Origin of the sequence: Acinetobacter sp. UBA2581 (assembly GCF_002339435.1) — a bacterium.
Classification (GTDB): Bacteria; Pseudomonadota; Gammaproteobacteria; order Pseudomonadales; family Moraxellaceae; genus Acinetobacter; species Acinetobacter variabilis.
On record NZ_DDLD01000022.1, the window covers coordinates 34414 to 52384 of the forward strand.

Annotated in this window: 16 protein-coding genes; 8 read left to right on the forward strand and 8 right to left on the reverse strand. The window is 42.7% G+C overall.

The window, feature by feature from the left end; translation table 11 throughout:
- Positions 1-6 precede the first annotated feature (6 nt).
- The 3 genes from nuoC to ndhC form a co-directional block, all read right to left on the reverse strand.
- The gene (gene nuoC, locus B3Q46_RS02720; RefSeq protein ID WP_286713288.1) at positions 7-1794 is read right to left on the reverse strand and encodes an NADH-quinone oxidoreductase subunit C/D; all 1788 of its coding nucleotides are present in this window, start codon (positions 1792-1794) and stop codon (positions 7-9) included.
- A 90-nt stretch (positions 1795-1884) separates the two neighbouring features.
- The gene (locus B3Q46_RS02725) at positions 1885-2565 is read right to left on the reverse strand and encodes a NuoB/complex I 20 kDa subunit family protein (RefSeq protein ID WP_004785090.1); all 681 of its coding nucleotides are present in this window, start codon (positions 2563-2565) and stop codon (positions 1885-1887) included.
- Between the two features lie 6 nt (positions 2566-2571).
- Entirely contained in the window at positions 2572-3117 is a 546-nt protein-coding gene (gene ndhC, locus B3Q46_RS02730) for an NADH-quinone oxidoreductase subunit A (protein WP_004785092.1), read from the reverse strand.
- Between the two features lie 573 nt (positions 3118-3690).
- On the opposite strand from ndhC, the gene B3Q46_RS02735 reads away from it, so the two are divergent.
- On the forward strand, positions 3691-4047 hold the full coding sequence (locus B3Q46_RS02735) for a hypothetical protein (RefSeq protein ID WP_286713291.1): 357 nt from the start codon (positions 3691-3693) through the stop codon (positions 4045-4047).
- A gap of 60 nt (positions 4048-4107) precedes the next feature.
- Here the strand turns inward: B3Q46_RS02735 and bfmS are convergent, their stop codons facing one another.
- Both bfmS and bfmR read right to left on the reverse strand, forming a co-directional pair.
- A complete protein-coding gene (bfmS, locus tag B3Q46_RS02740) occupies positions 4108-5784 on the reverse strand; it encodes a sensor histidine kinase BfmS (protein WP_286713293.1) in 1677 nt (558 codons plus the stop codon).
- Between the two features lie 41 nt (positions 5785-5825).
- Positions 5826-6542 (reverse strand): response regulator transcription factor BfmR, encoded by a 717-nt coding sequence (gene bfmR, locus B3Q46_RS02745; RefSeq protein WP_004785097.1) that lies wholly within the window; start codon positions 6540-6542, stop codon positions 5826-5828.
- Between the two features lie 536 nt (positions 6543-7078).
- On the opposite strand from bfmR, the gene B3Q46_RS02750 reads away from it, so the two are divergent.
- The 3 genes from B3Q46_RS02750 to B3Q46_RS02760 all read left to right on the forward strand — a co-directional run bounded on the left by B3Q46_RS02750 (position 7079) and on the right by B3Q46_RS02760 (position 11649).
- Complete coding sequence (locus B3Q46_RS02750) at positions 7079-9913, forward strand: ribonucleoside-diphosphate reductase subunit alpha (RefSeq protein ID WP_004785099.1); 2835 nt, start codon at positions 7079-7081, stop codon at positions 9911-9913.
- Between the two features lie 182 nt (positions 9914-10095).
- A complete protein-coding gene (locus tag B3Q46_RS02755) occupies positions 10096-10227 on the forward strand; it encodes a hypothetical protein (RefSeq protein WP_005237071.1) in 132 nt (43 codons plus the stop codon).
- Between the two features lie 138 nt (positions 10228-10365).
- On the forward strand, positions 10366-11649 hold the full coding sequence (locus B3Q46_RS02760) for a ribonucleotide-diphosphate reductase subunit beta (RefSeq protein ID WP_004785102.1): 1284 nt from the start codon (positions 10366-10368) through the stop codon (positions 11647-11649).
- Between the two features lie 82 nt (positions 11650-11731).
- Here the strand turns inward: B3Q46_RS02760 and B3Q46_RS02765 are convergent, their stop codons facing one another.
- Positions 11732-12322, reverse strand: a complete 591-nt coding sequence (locus B3Q46_RS02765; protein ID WP_286713298.1) for a DUF4142 domain-containing protein — start codon at positions 12320-12322, stop codon at positions 11732-11734.
- Positions 12323-12847: 525 nt separating this feature from the next.
- Here B3Q46_RS02765 and B3Q46_RS02770 point away from each other — a divergent pair.
- The gene (locus tag B3Q46_RS02770; protein WP_286713300.1) at positions 12848-13456 is read left to right on the forward strand and encodes a DUF805 domain-containing protein; all 609 of its coding nucleotides are present in this window, start codon (positions 12848-12850) and stop codon (positions 13454-13456) included.
- 82 nt (positions 13457-13538) lie between these two features.
- Positions 13539-13994, forward strand: a complete 456-nt coding sequence (locus B3Q46_RS02775; protein WP_286713302.1) for a hypothetical protein — start codon at positions 13539-13541, stop codon at positions 13992-13994.
- Between the two features lie 103 nt (positions 13995-14097).
- Here B3Q46_RS02775 and B3Q46_RS02780 read toward each other — a convergent pair whose 3' ends face one another.
- Together B3Q46_RS02780 and B3Q46_RS02785 are read right to left on the reverse strand one after the other, a co-directional pair.
- A complete protein-coding gene (locus tag B3Q46_RS02780; protein WP_286713304.1) occupies positions 14098-14523 on the reverse strand; it encodes a type I secretion C-terminal target domain-containing protein in 426 nt (141 codons plus the stop codon).
- Positions 14524-14610: 87 nt separating this feature from the next.
- Positions 14611-16935 (reverse strand): SwmB domain-containing protein, encoded by a 2325-nt coding sequence (locus tag B3Q46_RS02785; protein ID WP_286713306.1) that lies wholly within the window; start codon positions 16933-16935, stop codon positions 14611-14613.
- Between the two features lie 303 nt (positions 16936-17238).
- Here B3Q46_RS02785 and B3Q46_RS02790 point away from each other — a divergent pair, with 303 nt between their 5' ends.
- Together B3Q46_RS02790 and B3Q46_RS02795 are read left to right on the forward strand one after the other, a co-directional pair.
- Positions 17239-17634, forward strand: a complete 396-nt coding sequence (locus B3Q46_RS02790) for a transposase family protein (protein WP_008306679.1) — start codon at positions 17239-17241, stop codon at positions 17632-17634.
- Positions 17582-17971: transposase family protein (locus B3Q46_RS02795; RefSeq protein ID WP_286713310.1), on the forward strand; the 390-nt coding region annotated here is incomplete at its 3' end. The genes B3Q46_RS02790 and B3Q46_RS02795, both read left to right, overlap by 53 nt.

Sequence of the window (17971 nt, forward strand, 5' to 3'; positions counted from 1 at the left end):
TACCCCTTAGCGATCCACGTCAGCCATTACGACGTCGATTGTCGCTAAATAAATGATTAAGTCAGATACAAGACTGCCGTTAATCACAGAAGGCATTTGCTGTAAATGCGTGAAAGTTGGTGTACGAATACGGGTACGGTAACTCATGGTTGACTTGTCTGAAGTCAGATAATAAGTCGACGCCCCTTTTACCACCTCTGCCATCACAGATGATTCACCTGCAGGCATTACAGGACCCCAAGAAACGCTCAAGAAGTGCGTAATCAAGGTTTCAATATCTTGTAATGTTTTGTCTTTTGGTGGTGGAACAGCCAGCGGATGGTCCGCTTTGTACGCACCAGAAGGCATATTCTCTAGACACTGCTTAATGATTTTCAGTGACTGTTCGATTTCACGGAAGTGAACAATCACACGAGCATATGCATCGCCTTCGTACTCAATTGGCACTTCGAAGTCATAGTTTTCATAACCACTGTATGGACGGTATTTACGCACGTCAAAGTCGATACCTGTTGCACGTAAACCAGTACCTGTCACACCCCAAGCCAAGGCAGATTTCGCATCATACTGCGCTACGCCTTGCGTACGACCCATGAATACCGAGTTGCGTAATGCCGCAGTGTAGTATTCGTTCATACGTTTTGGCATCCACTCCAAGATTTCACGAATCAGGTGTTGCCAGTTGTTTGGTAAGTCGTGTGCGGTACCACCGATACGGAACCATGCTGGGTGCATACGGTAACCCGTAATGGCTTCAATCGCATCGTAGATTTTTTGACGGTCTGCGAACATATAGAATACAGGGGTCATACCGCCCGCATCCTGAATTGCAGTACCAATGAACAATAAGTGGTTATTGATACGGAACAATTCCGACATCATGACACGAATACATTGTGCGCGGTCTGGCACAGTAATACCTGCCAGTTGTTCCACACCCATCACATACGGCATGTTTTGAGCACAACCACCTAAGTAGTCCACACGGTCAGTATAAGGAATGAATGAATGCCAAGTTTGACGTTCAGCCATCTTTTCCACACCACGGTGGTGATAGCCAATATCTGGCACACAGTCTTTCACTTCTTCACCATCCAACTGCAAAATTACACGGAACGCACCGTGCGCAGATGGGTGGTTAGGACCCAAGTTCAGGAACATGAAGTCTTCGTCTTTATTACCACGCTTTAAGCCCCAATCTTCAGGCACAAAGCGAAGGTGTTCTTGCTCGAAGTCTTGTTTGGCTTGGTTCTGCATATACGGTGTATATTCCGTTGCACGTGCAGAATATTCTTTACGTAGCGGGTGACCTTCCCAGTAGGTTGGCAACAAGATACGACGGAGCATTGGATGCCCTTCGAAATTGATGCCGAACATGTCATAAGCTTCACGCTCATACCAGTTCGCATTTGGCCAGATATTCGTTGCGGTCGGAATATTCAGATCGCTGTCGCTTAATGCAACTTTAATACGAATGTCACAGTTACGCTCTAAAGATAATAAATGATAGAACACTGTGAATTCTGACGCAGGCAAACCGTCACGGTGCGTACGTAAACGCTCATCTACTGCAGACAAGTCGAATAGCATCACGTATGGACGTGGCACGGTACGCAAGAACATCAGTACTTCTTGTACACGTGCGCGCTCAACCCAAACTGTCGGGAAATCCTCGAAAGTCGTTTGCACAAAGAAGTTCTCACCAAACTTGGTTTTGAGCTCTTCAATGATGGCAAATGCTGGGCGTGAATCAACTGCTGTTGATTCTGGCATAGCAATGTCAGTTTCAGCCATTGGCTTGGCTTCCTATTTAATACAAATTCAGTCAACCTAAACGACAACTACACCCATAGCGGGTGCACAACAAAAAAACGGTCGTTTAAATTATTTAATTTCATCCATAGAGCGTAAATTCTTCACAGCCACACGCTGGTCTTTCTTACGGTCACGTTCCGGCATCATCTTTGGCTTATACACTGGCTTAAGATCATCACCGATTACCGCAGACAGCGGACGACGCTCTAATTGAATTTGGTCTTGTAACAGCATTAATGCCTGGATCAATGCTTCAGGACGTGGTGGGCAACCCGGAACGTATACATCTACCGGAATAATCTTGTCCACACCTTGTACGACTGAATAAATATCGTACATACCACCTGAGTTCGCACACGCACCCATTGAAATAACCCATTTCGGTTCAAGCATCTGTTCATACAGACGTTGAATTACCGGAGCCATTTTTACGAAGCATGTACCTGCTACGATCATCAAGTCTGCTTGACGCGGTGAAGCACGGATAACTTCGGCACCAAAACGTGACAAGTCATGCACACCGGTCAAAGTCGTTGCATATTCAACGTAGCAGCAAGATGTACCAAAGTTAAATGGCCAAACTGAGTTCTTACGACCCCAGTTCACTGCTGTGTGCATTACATCCTCTAGGCGAGTCATGAACACATTTTTATTCACTTCTTCTTCTAGAAGCGGATCTTCTACAACGATACGCTCTTGAAGTGGATATTCATCAGCATTCGGATTCGCACGGGTTAATGTATATTTCATCCCGAGTTACTCCTTATCAGAGGGTTGAACTTGTGATTTTTTCACAAGACCAGATGATTGAGCTGGGATTTGACCAGTTGGATCCATAACCAATTCTTCAACAGAGTTGAAGCGCGTAATTTCTGCAAGATCCATATTTGGCGAACCAATTTTAGCTTTGTATCCTGCTGCTTTACGTCTGTCTGAAGGTGCCCAGTTCAGTGCACCTGTCGATAATTCGTAAACCAAACCAACAAGTAAAACCAAAATAAAGATAGCTGCAGTTGCAAAACCAATCCAACCTACTTCACGAACAGAAGATGCCCATGCATACAGGTAAAGTGCTTCGAGGTCGAAGACTACAAAGAAAATTGCAACTAAATAGAATTTCGCAGACAAGCGGATACGAGCTCCACCTGCGCTGACTACGCCTGACTCAAACTGCTCCTGCTTGGCACGGCCCCATGATTTACCCCCGAGGAGTAATGGGACAGTGAGCATAAAGACGCATAAAAATGTAACGCCGATCACGAAGGCAATAATTGCCCATTCGTATGGAGTAATGGCACTCATGCGGGGATAACTCCTGGCAGGCCGATTTATTAACAAAGAATGTATGTATTGGCCTTCAAATACACCAAACACAAAATTAATCCCGCCAATTGTACCTGATTTTGGATTTCACTTGCTAGTTTATAAGCCTTAGTCTTTTGGATGATTTTTTAGACATTCCTAATTTTATTCTGGCTTTAAGCTCAGAGAATCTCAACCGATCGTTTTTTTAAATTAAAGTTTAAATTTCCATTATTTTTTTCTAAAACCAGATAGGCTTTTAAAGCTCTGCTTAATTAAGCCTCACTCCTTTTACAGTGGCTGGTTACCCACCCAATGAAACGAAACTTATAAAGAATCAATTAAAGACATTTCACCTTTGCATCATGCTCCGGAAAAATAAGTGTGTTTTAAAAGATGTTTAACATGAATGTTGTCATTCAATTAGAAGCCCCCTTTTCTACCCGCTCTCGGTAAGCCTTAAAAGAACAATTGTGTATTTTTGCAACACGTCCAACAGTTTGATTCAGATTATGATATTTCTATTTTTAAACACACTATGACATTTATAAAGTAACAATAAGGAGTCCATGCATGTCTCTACGATTTACCCATAAACCTGATTATTTTTTCTTTGCTCAATTATTGATGCGACATGTAGAAAGCTATATCCAAAAACATCAGGATGCCAGCAATGCAATCTTTGACTTAGGGGATATTCATAAAATTTTCCAGACAGACTATGCCTCTTCCAGCATTAACCTAGACGGTATTATGAATATTGCCGATGAGTACAAGCTTGAAACCTTATCTGGTGACCAAAAGCTAATCCAAAGCTATCAGGTAGATGTTAAAAATAACAAGCTACTGATCAACTTCAATTCTGATGCCTTAAACAGCCTGAAAGAAGGCAAGCCACTGATTGAACCGGATGCTACCATCCATGAATAATCCCCTTTAAATAGCCATAAAAAAACGATACCTATGTATCGTTTTTTCTCACCTAAACTCTTATTCTGATTGATCTGACACTTCAGCTTTTTCCAGTTTTTCGATCGGTTTTTGCTTGATTTTTTTACCGTAACGGCTGGCTGGCCAAAGCATGATAAAGCGTGCACCACCCAGTGTCGGACTTTGATCGACCTGAATCTCTCCACCAAACCAGTAGGCAATCCGGCTGACAATAGACAAGCCCAAACCATACCCCCCTGAAGCACGGGTACGACTATCATCCAGTCGGGCAAAAGCTTCAAAGATACGAGCACGGTCAGCTTCCGGAATCCCCGGACCATCATCTTCTACACAGATATACGCCATGCCCTTAGCGTCTAGTCCGCCGCTGATCAGGATTTTTTGCTCACAGTAGCGTACTGCATTCCCCACCAGATTTTGTACCACACGATGCAGGTAACGTCGTTCAGCTTCTACGGTCACAGGTACTGGCATCGGCAGTACTTCGACTTCTTTGCCAGTTTTTAAAGCATCTGTTTCGACTGCCACCTGATCCAACACTTCAAACAGATCAATATCTTCAAATTCAATTGAAGGCATGCCCTGTTCCAGTTTGGCATAGGTCATGATTTCATCAATCAAGGTATTTAAGGCTTCAATATCTTTATCAATCTGCTCAACCTGCTGCAAGCGATAATCATAGTCGTCTTCATCTGCCATCATTTCCACAGCAAAACGAATACGAGCAACAGGTGTACGCAGCTCATGCGATACGGCACGCATCAATTCACGCTGCGCTTCAATCAGACGCTGAATATGATCCGACATATTGTTATAGCTGGAAGCCAGCGTCGCCATCTCATCACTACCCTCTACCGGAAGACGTAATGACATATTGCCAGTTTTCATCTTGTTCAGGGCATAGCTCACTTCACGCAGTTTACGCTGCATTGGCACCAGCAGACCATAAATCCCCAGACTCAAGACAAACAGACTGAGCAAGGTAATCCCGGCAGCTAACTGGAATGGCATCCAGTTAAATAATGGCACTGGCCCCATTACCAGCACTTCAGACGTCGAGCTAGGAATAGGAGAAATGATCGAAATTGTAGTACCGCGAATTGAGGCACTATCACGATATAGAATAATGCTGTGATCTAGACGCAAACGTCCAATCTGCTCGGAATCTAGTGGCAGGCTCTGGACATTTTCGATCGAGATTGGATAAGAAAAATAGTCCTGAATTCGCTTCAGGTATTCTTTTTCCTGACCTGGGTAGTACACCAGATAATCCAGAATAAAGACCGGTAAAGCCTTCATCTGACGTTCAGTAATATTATCCGCCTTAATATAAAGATAATGACTTGGATCATCACGTAGCCCGATGACAATATAAGCTACCCCGGTTTTGGCATCCCAACGCACGACTGCCTTACGGTTAGCCAGACGTCGACCTTCCGCCCGGGTAATATCCACTTTACTAGCTTCGACATAGTAGATCGGTAATTCCAGCAGATCAGACGCATCTGAAACCCAATCCATCTTTTGCTGCAGATTAGGCTGTCTCGCAACCCCCTCACTGATGATATACGCCATACCATCAGTCAGGGATTCACGATACTCCTGCGCACGCTGGTAGTTGATGATCTGTACCAGCAGATAGCTGAATACTGCCACCAGGACCACAAGCATGACCAGGCCTGCGTATATCCGCAAAAATATACTGTGTTTAAACACCTATTAATTATCCTGTTTATTCAGGCGGCTAAAGGCACCGATTAGATACCGTTAGTTTCTTTGACGAATAGATAACCTTTACTACGTACTGTTTTAATACGTTTTGGATTTTCAGGATCGTCACCAATCTTTGGACGAATGCGTGAGATACGCACATCAATTGAACGGTCTTGGCCGTCATATTCGATGCCGCGTAAACGCTCAAAGATATCTTCACGTGACAAGATGCGACCCGCATTTGAAGCCAGCAGCCACAACAGGTCATATTCTGCACTGGTAAAGTCAACCAGCTCACCATTTAAGGTTACTGAACGACCACCATTGTCGATGACCAGGTCATCAAATTCGATGCGCTGAGCCACTTCATCCTCAGGCACTTTGTCGGTACGGCGTAATAAAGCACGAATACGAGCCAGCAGAACACGCGGCTGAACCGGTTTAGCGACATAGTCGTCTGCACCCATTTCCAGACCTAAGACCTGATCCATATCTTCAGTACGTGCAGTCAGCATTAAAATCGGTTGATGATAATGTGGACGAACTTCACGACAGATAGTCAAACCATCAGCACCTGGCAACATGACATCTAGAACCACCATGTCTGGTTGCTCAGCAATAATACGACGAATAGCACGGTTGCCATCCGGCTCTACCCCAACCTCAAGACCATTACGGATGAGGTATTCTTGTGTTAAACGAGCAAGACGCTCATCATCTTCAACAATTAGAATTTTAGGTAACTTTTCTTCTTGGCTCATGTGTTGCCCCTTTATTTGATGGACGTATGCTACGGACGTATCCTTTTGAAATCCAATAGATACGTTTTTAATATGCTTGCAATATACACACGTTTACATTGTAAACAAGATAGCGTTCACCAAACCAATACATCAAAGTAGCATTTTGTAATATTTTATTGTGCACATTTCACTCGAATGTGCATTTAACTACCGTTTGTCGGCTTATTTGCATCGATCAAAGCTTAATCTGGACAAAATATGACTAGTTGATTCAGGCCTTTTTAGTTATCCACAATGTTATCTATAAGCACTTTTTGCCAGCTTTGATATGCTATGCCTTGCCGGATAAGGCTTATGCAAGAATCAATAAAAATTGAGAAAAATATTTAGCAAAATGTCAATATTGATCTACCCTAAATTTTCCCGTATCTTGTGTTCAATTGATTTTATAACCACTAGGTCTTGTGTTTATTCCTCGAACACTGTGGCACGATTTTTGCCCAGTTCAAACGGTCCATAAACATAAAAATAGATGACAATGGAGCTATGCTAACATGAGCGTAATCACGTCCACTCCGGGTCAACTTCAGGTGATTAAACGCACCGGTGATGTTGCCGCTTTTGATGCAGAAAAAATTTCTGTTGCAATTGGAAAAGCATTTTTGGCAGTAGAAGGCCAGCAAAGTGCAGATTCGAGCCGTATACACGACCGTATCGAACAATTAACGGAAATGGTTCTGAATACATTCAAACGCCGTTTACCATCGGGTGGCACGATCCATATCGAAGAAATTCAGGATCAGGTTGAACTTGCGCTGATGCGTACTGGCGAACAGAAAGTTGCACGTGCCTATGTCATCTACCGTGAACAACGTTCTGAAGCACGCAAACAGTTAGGTGCCAACCATCACCCTACACTGCAAGTGACTGATGCAGAAGGCAAGTTAAAGCCGCTTGACTTGAGCGAATTGACTGCGACTGTGATTCGCGCTGCTGAAGGCCTTGAAGGGATCGACGTACAGGCGATTGTCGATGAGACCGTAAAAAACCTTTATAACGGCGTAAAAGAGTCTGACATCTCTACCACAATGATGATGGCGACTCGTACCCGTATTGAGCAAGAACCTAACTATACTTATGTGACTGCACGTCTGTTGCGTGATGACCTGGTGGCGACCGGTTTAGAGTTCTTGGGTCTATCCACTGATACCAATGAAGGTGATGCGCTTGAAACTTTCCTGAAAAAAGGGATTGAGTTAGAGCTTCTTTCACCTGAATTGTTAAACTTTGACCTGGCTAAACTGGCTGCAGCGATTCAACCAGAACGTTCAAACCAGTTCACTTACCTAGGTCTGCAAACCCTATTTGATCGTTACTTCATCCACTCAGATGGCGTGCGTTTCGAATTGCCACAATTGTTCTTCATGCGTGTGTCTATGGGTCTTGCCCTGAACGAAGATAACCGTGAAGACCGTGCAATCGAATTCTATAACTTATTGTCTAGCTTCGACTACATGGCGTCTACACCTACCCTGTTCAACTCAGGTACGTTACGTCCACAGTTGTCTAGCTGCTACTTGACTACGATTGATGATGACCTGTTTGACATCTATGGCGCAATGCGTGATAACGCAATGCTGTCTAAATGGGCAGGCGGTTTAGGTAATGACTGGACTCCAGTTCGTGCCCTGAACTCTTACATTAAAGGTACAAATGGTAAGTCTCAAGGTGTGGTGCCATTCCTTAAAGTTGCCAACGATACTGCTGTTGCCGTAAACCAAGGTGGTAAACGTAAAGGTGCAGTATGTGCATACCTGGAAACCTGGCACCTGGATATCGAAGAATTCCTTGAGCTTCGTAAGAACACTGGTGATGACCGTCGTCGTACTCACGACATGAACACTGCCAACTGGGTTCCTGACTTGTTCATGCAACGTGTATTCGAAGATGCAGAATGGACACTGTTCACGCCTTCTGAAACGCCTGATCTTCATGATCTGACTGGTGCAGAATTCGCTGAGCGTTATGCTTACTACGAAAGTATTGCCAAAGAAACAAACATGTTGCACAAGAAAATCCGTGCAAAAGATTTGTGGCGCAAAATGCTGTCTATGCTGTTCGAAACAGGTCACCCTTGGATCACATTCAAAGACGTATGTAACCTACGTTCACCACAACAACACGTGGGTGTGGTTCACTCTTCTAACCTGTGTACAGAAATTACCCTGAACACCAGCAAAGAAGAAATCGCAGTATGTAATTTAGGTTCGATCAACCTGGTACAACACGTTCAAGGCGGCAAGCTAGATCGTGAAAAACTGGCTCGTACAGTAAAAACTGCGGTTCGTATGCTCGATAACGTCATCGACATCAACTATTACGCGGTTCCACAAGCACGTAACTCGAACCTGAAACACCGCCCTGTCGGTATGGGTATCATGGGCTTCCAGGATGCGCTTTACGAAATGGGTATGGCTTACGGTTCTGACGCTGCGGTTGAGTTTGCTGATGAATCAATGGAAGTGATTTCTTACTACGCAATTTCAACTTCAAGTGACCTTGCTGTTGAACGTGGTACTTATGAAACATTCAAAGGTTCACTGTGGGATCAAGGTATTTTACCAATCGACTCACTTGACCTGGTTGCGAAAACTCGTCCAGAGCGTATGTTTGAAGTTGACCGTACACAACGTCTGGACTGGGACACTTTACGTGCCAAAGTTCAAAAAGACGGTATGCGCAACTCGAATGTGATGGCGATTGCTCCGACTGCAACCATTTCGAACATTTGTGGTGTATCTCAGTCAATTGAGCCTACATTCCAGAACCTGTATGTGAAGTCTAACCTGTCTGGTGAATTCACAGTGATCAACCCTTACCTGGTACGTGCGTTGAAAGAACGTGGTCTTTGGGATGCGGTGATGGTGAATGACCTGAAACACTTTGAAGGTTCAGTACAAAAGATTTCTCGTATTCCTGAAGAATTGAAAGCGATCTTTGCGACTGCGTTTGAAGTTGAGCCACGCTGGATTGTAGATGCTGCTTCTCGCCGTCAAAAATGGATCGACCAAGCGCAATCTCTGAACCTGTACATCGCGGGTGCAAACGGTAAAAAACTGGACATCACTTACAAGATGGCTTGGTTACGTGGTCTGAAAACGACTTATTACCTACGTGCATTGGGTGCGACTTCTGCTGAGAAATCAACCATTAATACTGGTGCATTGAATGCAGTTAAACCTGCAACCGTTGCCGCTCCTGTAGTTGCAGCGCCAGTGGTTGAAGAGAAAAAACCTGAAGCGCCTGTAGAGGAAGAAGGTTTCACTCAGGCAGCGCCAGTGCCACAAGCATGTTCAATTGACAATCCTGATTGTGAAGCTTGTCAGTAATCTGACGAGTTTCAAAGAATCCCCCTAAATCCCCCTTTTACCAAGGGGGACTTCCAAAAATCCAAATAGGCTGATGGAAGTCCCTCCTGAGCTAATTTTCAAGCACTGCTTTGAAAATAAAGCGCAAGAAGGAGGGGTTTGGGGAGGATTTAAAATAAATTAGAAAAATTAAAGGAAAACCCATGCCCCATATGACTCACAATTACATGTTAGGACTTGTGGCACTGATCCTTTCCTTTGCCGTTACCTTTTACGCACCGATTGCTTATTTCTGGTTTAAAGTTCGCCAGCAACAGCGTAAACAAAATAAGTAGTGGGGATTTATCTCTGAACAAATTCAGAGCATTCATCGACAAAACTTAATTTTGTTTACACAAATTGAGCGTATAGTAAGACATCTCAGCACTGCTGGATGTCTAATAAAAGATATAAAGCAACTAGAGAGAATTGATATGTCTATCCTAAGTTGGGACGATTTCGAAGATGATTCGCAAAAACCGGCTGCACCTGAACAGCAGCCTACGCCCGTCGAGCCGAAAAAAACGGCTAATCCGCAGATGGTATCTGATGCAAGCAACACATCGTCGAATGTGGCAGCTGCACAACCCGCTGCAGCCCCTCGAAGCGCAGGATCAAATTCAACCGATTCACTGGCAAGAGCATCTGCTTCCCTAGACCAGCTAGACGTTGCGCCTGGTCTTGAAGAACTTGAGATGGGCGCACAGCGTGTACAGGTTGATGATAAACGTATGATCAACTGCCGTGCTGACTTGAACCAGTTAGTACCATTCAAATACGAGTGGGCTTGGCAGAAATATCTGGATGGTTGTGCCAACCACTGGATGCCTCAAGAAATCAACATGAACCACGACATCGCGTTGTGGAAGTCTGAAAATGGCTTGACCGAAGATGAACGTACTATCGTGATGCGTTCACTGGGCTTCTTCTCTACTGCGGATTCACTGGTTGCAAACAACCTGGTATTGGCGATTTACCGTCACATCACCAACCCTGAATGCCGTCAGTACATTCTGCGCCAGTCATTTGAAGAAGCGATCCATACGCATGCTTACCAGTACTGTATCGAATCTTTAGGTATGGACGAAGGCGAAGTCTTCAACATGTACCGTGAAGTTCCATCAGTAGCACGTAAAGCAGCTTGGGGCCTGAAATATACCCAGTCTCTAAGTGATCCTACTTTCAAAACCGGTACGCCAGAAAATGACCAGATCCTGCTTCGCAACCTGATCGCGTTCTACTGTGTCCTTGAAGGTATCTTCTTCTACTGCGGTTTCACCCAAATTCTGTCTATGGGTCGTCGTAACAAGATGAATGGTGTTGCTGAGCAATTCCAGTACATCCTGCGTGACGAATCTATGCACCTGAACTTCGGTATTGATATGATCAACCAGATCAAGATCGAGAACCCACATCTGTGGACTGCTGAATTCCAGCAAGAAGTGATTCAGATGATCCTTGAAGGCACCATGCTTGAAATCGAATATGCACGTGACACGATGCCACGCGGTGTATTGGGCATGAATGCCGGTATGATGGAAGAATACCTGAAATTTATCTGTAACCGTCGCTTGAGCCAGTTAGGCTTGCCTGAACAGTTTACTGGTGTGAACAATCCATTCCAGTGGATGTCTGAAATGATGGATCTACGTAAAGAGAAGAACTTCTTCGAAACTCGCGTAACAGATTACCAAACTGGTGGTGCGTTAAGTTGGTAAGAAATATCACATGATATATAAAGTATTATGATCAAAAAAAACCGCCTAAAATGGCGGTTTTTTTATTGGATGAATGCTCAACTTATTTCATCTTTTCAACGATTTGTTCAGCTTTTTTCAGATGTGTCGCTACCGCAGTACGGGTTTGCGTCAACATGCTTTTTAATTCCGCATTTTTCGCATTTGGAATCAATTGTGTGTCCAAAGTGTTCAGGGCTTTACGATGTACTTCAACTTGGCTCATCATATAGTCTTTATCAGCTGCAGATGGCTTGCTCAGGTCAGTAACAATCTTGTCACTATCACTTTGCAATGCCGTACTGAGACTGCTTGCTTGCGGAGTTAATATTAAACGGTCTGCCAGAGCCTGACCTTTTTTCTCGTTTGCTGTATGTTCGCTAATCATCATTTGCGCATACTTACGTGCGTCATCTGTTTTAAGTTTTGGCAAGGCTGTTTTTGCCTGTTTGATTTCACCGTTATTGACCGTACTTACAACCTTAATCACTTGACTCTCGGTTAAATGCATTCGGCTGTCATTTGATGCTTTAGAATTTGCTTGAGCAGCAGTTGAAGATTGCTGATTCATTGCCATTGTTTGCCCAGCAGTGAATAGCAATACACCACTCATCGCAACACAGTTAATCACCTTCTTCATTGGAATAGCTTTCATCATGGCACCCTTTAATGTTTTATTAATTAAAAATGCCTTTATAAAATAGGTGAATTAGCTTAAAAACAGTGTAATGTTTAAGTTGTTTTATGAGATCAATATATAAGCATTTATTAACTTAAGCAAAGTCTGTTGAGGATTAGTTTCTTATTCAAACTCTACGTAAAAATCCGCAATATATTCATATTGAGTAAAATACTAAAATTAATTAAGTTATTGATTTAAATTATTTTTATAAATCTTAGTATATTCTGAGCTTTATTAAATTTACTTCAGTTTTTCTTCCCTTGAATTATTGCTTATTATTCAACAAATTAAGAAAATCTAAATTTAATTAAACTATTTATTATCAGCTAAATCAACTTCTTATTAATCAGAATTTCTAGCTTTAGATACTGAAAATTTATTACCTAAATATTTTTATAAAAGCTTGATCTAAAACTAAATTTCCTATGCTACTATCAGCCATATATGAATAATATTTATACAAATCCATAATAGCCAGAAGATAAATAGAGAGGGCTTATGAAAGGTTCCATCCTGGATTTTTCTATTCAAGATAATACGGGTTTTATCACAGGGGATGATCACAACCGCTACAGTTTTAGCGGTGCAGACTGGCGTGGACAACGCCCTCCATCACGCGGTGACCGAGTTGATTTTATTGTTAACTCAACCGGTCAGGCAGCAGATATTTATCTGGCTTTGGGCAGCTCGATTCATCTGGGAGAAAGCATTAGCAATCAGATTAACAAATATTCCAATCTGGATCAGGCTGAAGAGAATTATAGCAGTATCGACTGGTTTGTAAAATGTCTAACCAATTATGCAAATTTTTCTGGTCGTGCACGCCGTAAAGAATTTTGGTTCTTTATGCTGTTTTGTGTAATTTTAGGCATTATTAGTGAAGTCATTGATGCAGTTTTAGGTACCAAACCTTTGGTGAATGGCCTGCTAAATTTAGCTCTTTTACTCCCAAATCTGGCTGTAGGGGCGCGTCGTTTGCATGACATTGGACGCTCTGGATGGTGGCAATTGCTTGTGCTTACAGGGATAGGAATAATTTTACTCATCATCTGGTGGGCAAGTGATACCAAAAAAGAAAATAATGAATATGGCGCTCCTGCCAAGTAATGGAACATTACATATCCCGTCTTGATACGGGATATGTTTATAGATTATTTAATTTAATATCAAAGCAATACGTGGGCAATTCATGCTGCAAGATCAGTTATCCAAACTTCCCAATGCAATATGGGTGCAAATTTATAAAGATAAAATGCAACTGATGGACAATGAGGGCACGATTGTGCAAACAATGGTCCCTTCCGTTCCCTATGCTCATGAACGCAGCATCATTGCCGACTTTAAGGCTGCCTCAGAAACCCTAAAACAGCTGGTATCTACTTCAATTGTTCAAAAACTTTGGGGCTCTACAACGCTGCTGCAAGTTATGGATATGCCTGAAGAGGGTCTGACAGCTCTTGAACAGCGTGCCCTGCTAGAGTTAGGTTATGAAAATAGTGTACAAAAGGTGATTCTGTATGATCCTGAAGGTCAGGAAATTACGAAAGCAAGCTTGAGCACCACGTATCCTAAAACCAATCTAAAAATCTTTCTGGTTATCTTAATTGTCGTCATTGCTGCTTCTATCTGGTTTTTAACACTTTAAATGCCCATGTAAAATTAAAAAATCCCGCATCAAGCGGGATTTTTTAATTGAAGTTCAATGACATCACAAATTTTTATGAATAATCCATTTTAAAAACTTCTGGTTAGATTGGATTATATTTAATGATGTCATCCAGCTGTAAAGTTGCACTGTCTACATTCCGCAATATCAGCAAATCAGCGCGCGCAAAGGTGGTATCGGTATCGGAACCATCATGATCGATCGTCACGACTGTATCATCTCCACGTTGTTCGAGCGTGATATAGTTCCCCAGATTTGATGCATCTACTGCCTGATCACTTAATAATGCAGAGACATCGATGGTATCACCTTCAACTGCATTGAAGTCAGTCCAGGTATCTGTACCATTGCCGCCTGTTGCATCAGCATTATTCAGTAAATAATAGATCGCTGTGTCTGCTCCTGCACCACCCGTCAGGATGTCATCACCTGCGCCACCCTGTAACAGGTTATCTGCTGGATCATCAGCATAGTTAAGAATCTGGTTTACGCGATCAATATTAATCACCAGATTTGCTGAAGCACTTTCCTGATCGGCCTGTCCCGCATTACGCGTTACTGTATATTCAAATACCTCAATGAGTAATGGGCTCTGTCATACTGAACTATTGTATTCATAACTGAAATTACCATTTTCATAGAGTTTGAGCTCACCATACCTCCCTTCGATAATGGTAAAGTTATCTCCCTCATCACTTAAATCGAAAGTTACTGGCTGCCCATTAATCTCAGTTAATACGCCACCCGCCCAATTATCGGCTTGTGTGCCGTCGGCTGAAGTTTCCTGAATATTGCCTGTTGCACGGTAGATTTCTCCATTAACTTCGTAGACTTCAGCAGTGGTTCCACCAAATAGCGTTAATGGATTACTTAAGGCTTCTTGAGCGATCAGATCTATCAAGCCATCAACAGCAGGTAAAACATCACCCAGCCCTAAAGTACTCAGCAATGTATTTAATGATCCTAGTAAGGTATTTAAACCAGTCGTCAGGCCAGTATCTTCAAGCACGGTATCTAGCAAAATATCGCTAACTAATGGTTCTACCAGGTTATCGAATAATGCCTGGCCTGCACCGTCTACCCCTTCTAAAATTCCATTTAGAAGCGCATCTAATGCTGTACCCAGTCCTAAGGTAGTTAATAGGAATCCTAATGCCCCGCCTTCATTTCCTGCAAGTAAACTCCCTACGGAGGTATTGTATACATCACCTAATATTGGGCGAACTAGTATGTTATCCAGAGCCAATGACAAAACTGAATCAACTGCTGTGGTTAAAGTATTTATAATTGGTACAGAAGAACCTGTAGTTAAATCCAATAACTCACGAAGTGTCAATTGCTCCAGAATTCCACGAGGATCAGCATTTTGGCCAGTCAAGGTAGCTTCCAGTAGACCTAATACGGTATCTGACACCAGATTGTTAACCGTGTTATCCCCTAAACTTGCTAGATCTATAGTGGTCAGAATATCTGCTAATTGTGAAGAATCACCATATACAGAGACTTCATAGATTCCAGCAGGCAAGTCATTAATATCTAGCTTCAATCCTTGAGCATCTGCCACTCCACCCAGTAGCTCCAGTCCCAATGCACCAGCAATCAAGCCGCCTTGACTGGTATTTGCTGAAGCGACCTCAAATTCTTCGCCAGTGGTTGTATTACGTACCACGAAAGTAAAGGCATTCGCCAAGCCAACCAGATTTTCTTGCTGTACAGCGATCACTACACTAGAAGTATTTTCCTCAATCGTAAAACCGACTACGGCAACTTCCGAAGTGCCATTGAGCACGTCGATACCACTACTATCACTATATGTTGCCACTACAGTCGCATCTTGTGATCCTTCCAAAATTGCGGACACATTATCATCGGTAAGATTCAGTAAACGTTCTGAATTATTTACAACTCCATTGGGTAGATCCACTGTGCTAAAGCTTGCAGCATCGTTCCCTGCCAAGTCCTGAATCGCATTCTCATCATTCCCAGCAGTTGGATCGGTATATTCCACACTGACAGTCTGACCTGCTGCAATCACCGGACTGGTAATTAGCGTTAAGGTATTTCCATCGGCAACAATATTAATCACATCGACCGTAGTTTGATCTGGTGCGGTACCCACTGTAACGACCAAACTATCTAAAGGAGGTAAATTATCTGCATCTAAAGTTTCGTTAAAACTGAGTTCGATGTTACCGTCAGCATTCACTTCGACAGCTAAAAGTACGGACCCACTAATATCCGGATTCTGCACTCCCCCCACATCATCTGAATCCAGATCTTCTAATACATTCCCTTCTGAATCCTTAATTCCCTGATTATCATCAGGTGTACTATCCTGATATTCAACCGTAACTTCTTGCCCGTCCCGGATCTCTGGTTCCGTAATCAGGATAATCTTATCATCTTGTACAATAATATCGGTGACGGGAATTTCTTCTCCATCCACAACCACTGTGAAATCTTCAGCGCGTGGATTTGAACCATTTATATTTTCATCGAAACTCAGTTCAAGCTGGCCTTCTTCATTCACAATGACGCCGGTTAACTTCGGCGGACTCATATCCCGATTATCCGAACTACTTCCTGAGGATGAGCCTCCACCTGCCGCTGCCGCAATAGCTCCTAGAGCCAGTACCCCACCCAGCCAAGGTAAAACACCCGCAGCTACGGTTCCACTCTCAGCCAGATCTCCTGTAAGCGGGTGATATCGAATCGTATCGAGCATTACCCCATTTTCATCAGTAAATTCCGCCCAGTACAATTGGCCTTCATGCTCAAAAACGATTCGATTATCATTCACTACATAATCAAAATAATTTTCGATCGTAATAGTTTCACCATTTTTAAAATGGATAACAGCCGAATTACCTTGACGCGTAATTTTTGCCACTTCATCAATCGTGACATTTACCTTAATCACTGATTTTTAGGTTAAATTCAAAATATTAGTATTAATATCCTGAATTAATTCTCCATTTTCTGCCGACAATATCTGTATATTCGCCATATTATTCCCCATCCTTTTTTTATAATTTATTTATTACTGAATTAAACGTGAAATACATAGCATCAAAATCAAGGGATGAGAATCTGAAAAATGTTATCTTTAACTTGTTACCAAATATTAGAAACATAGTAGATCTCTTTCATAAATCAAAAAACGATCTTCTTTTTGATTAATATTTGCACTCCGGATTTCTTGGCATTCGTGCATAATCTGCGGATGAAATACATCGATTCAAACAAGCTTTCTGATCCTCAGTTCAAGCGATACACAGGCATCTCATGGTCAACTTTCTATTTGATGGTTGAGCAATTGCAGAAGCATGTCTCTGCCAAAGGCAGACCGCCCAAGTTAAGCCTGGAGGATCAGGTTCTGCTCTGTCTGAGCTATTGGCGAGAATACCGAACCTTATTTCACGTTGCGACGAGTTACGGGGTTTCAGAGCCCACAGCCTCAAGAATTGTCCGTCATGTTGAAGACTGCCTGATTCGCTCCAATCTGTTTAATTTACCCAAAGATTTACCCGAGGGCGAAGGCATCGACTGGAATGTTGTGATCGTGGATGCCACGGAAATTCCAATCCAAAGGCCTAAAAAAACAGAAGAAAAGCTATAGCGGTAAGAAAAAGACCCATACCTTTAAAGTACAGGCCATGATTCACTACAAGACTCAGCGAATTCTGAGTTTATGTACCAGTCGCGGTGCAGTGCATGATTTCGAGTTGTTTAAACGCAATTTAAACCAGATTCCTTTTGGGGCTTTTATCCTTGCAGATAAAGGCTATCAGGGGATTTATGTGTTGTATCCGAATAGCCTGTTGCCCTTAAAAGCCAAAAGATACTGTAAATTGGATCCTGAATTGAAAATCTATAATCAAGAAATCAATAAAAGAAGAATCGGAATTGAGCATGTATTTGGCAGCCTGAAAACCTTCAAAATCCTTGCTGAGCGT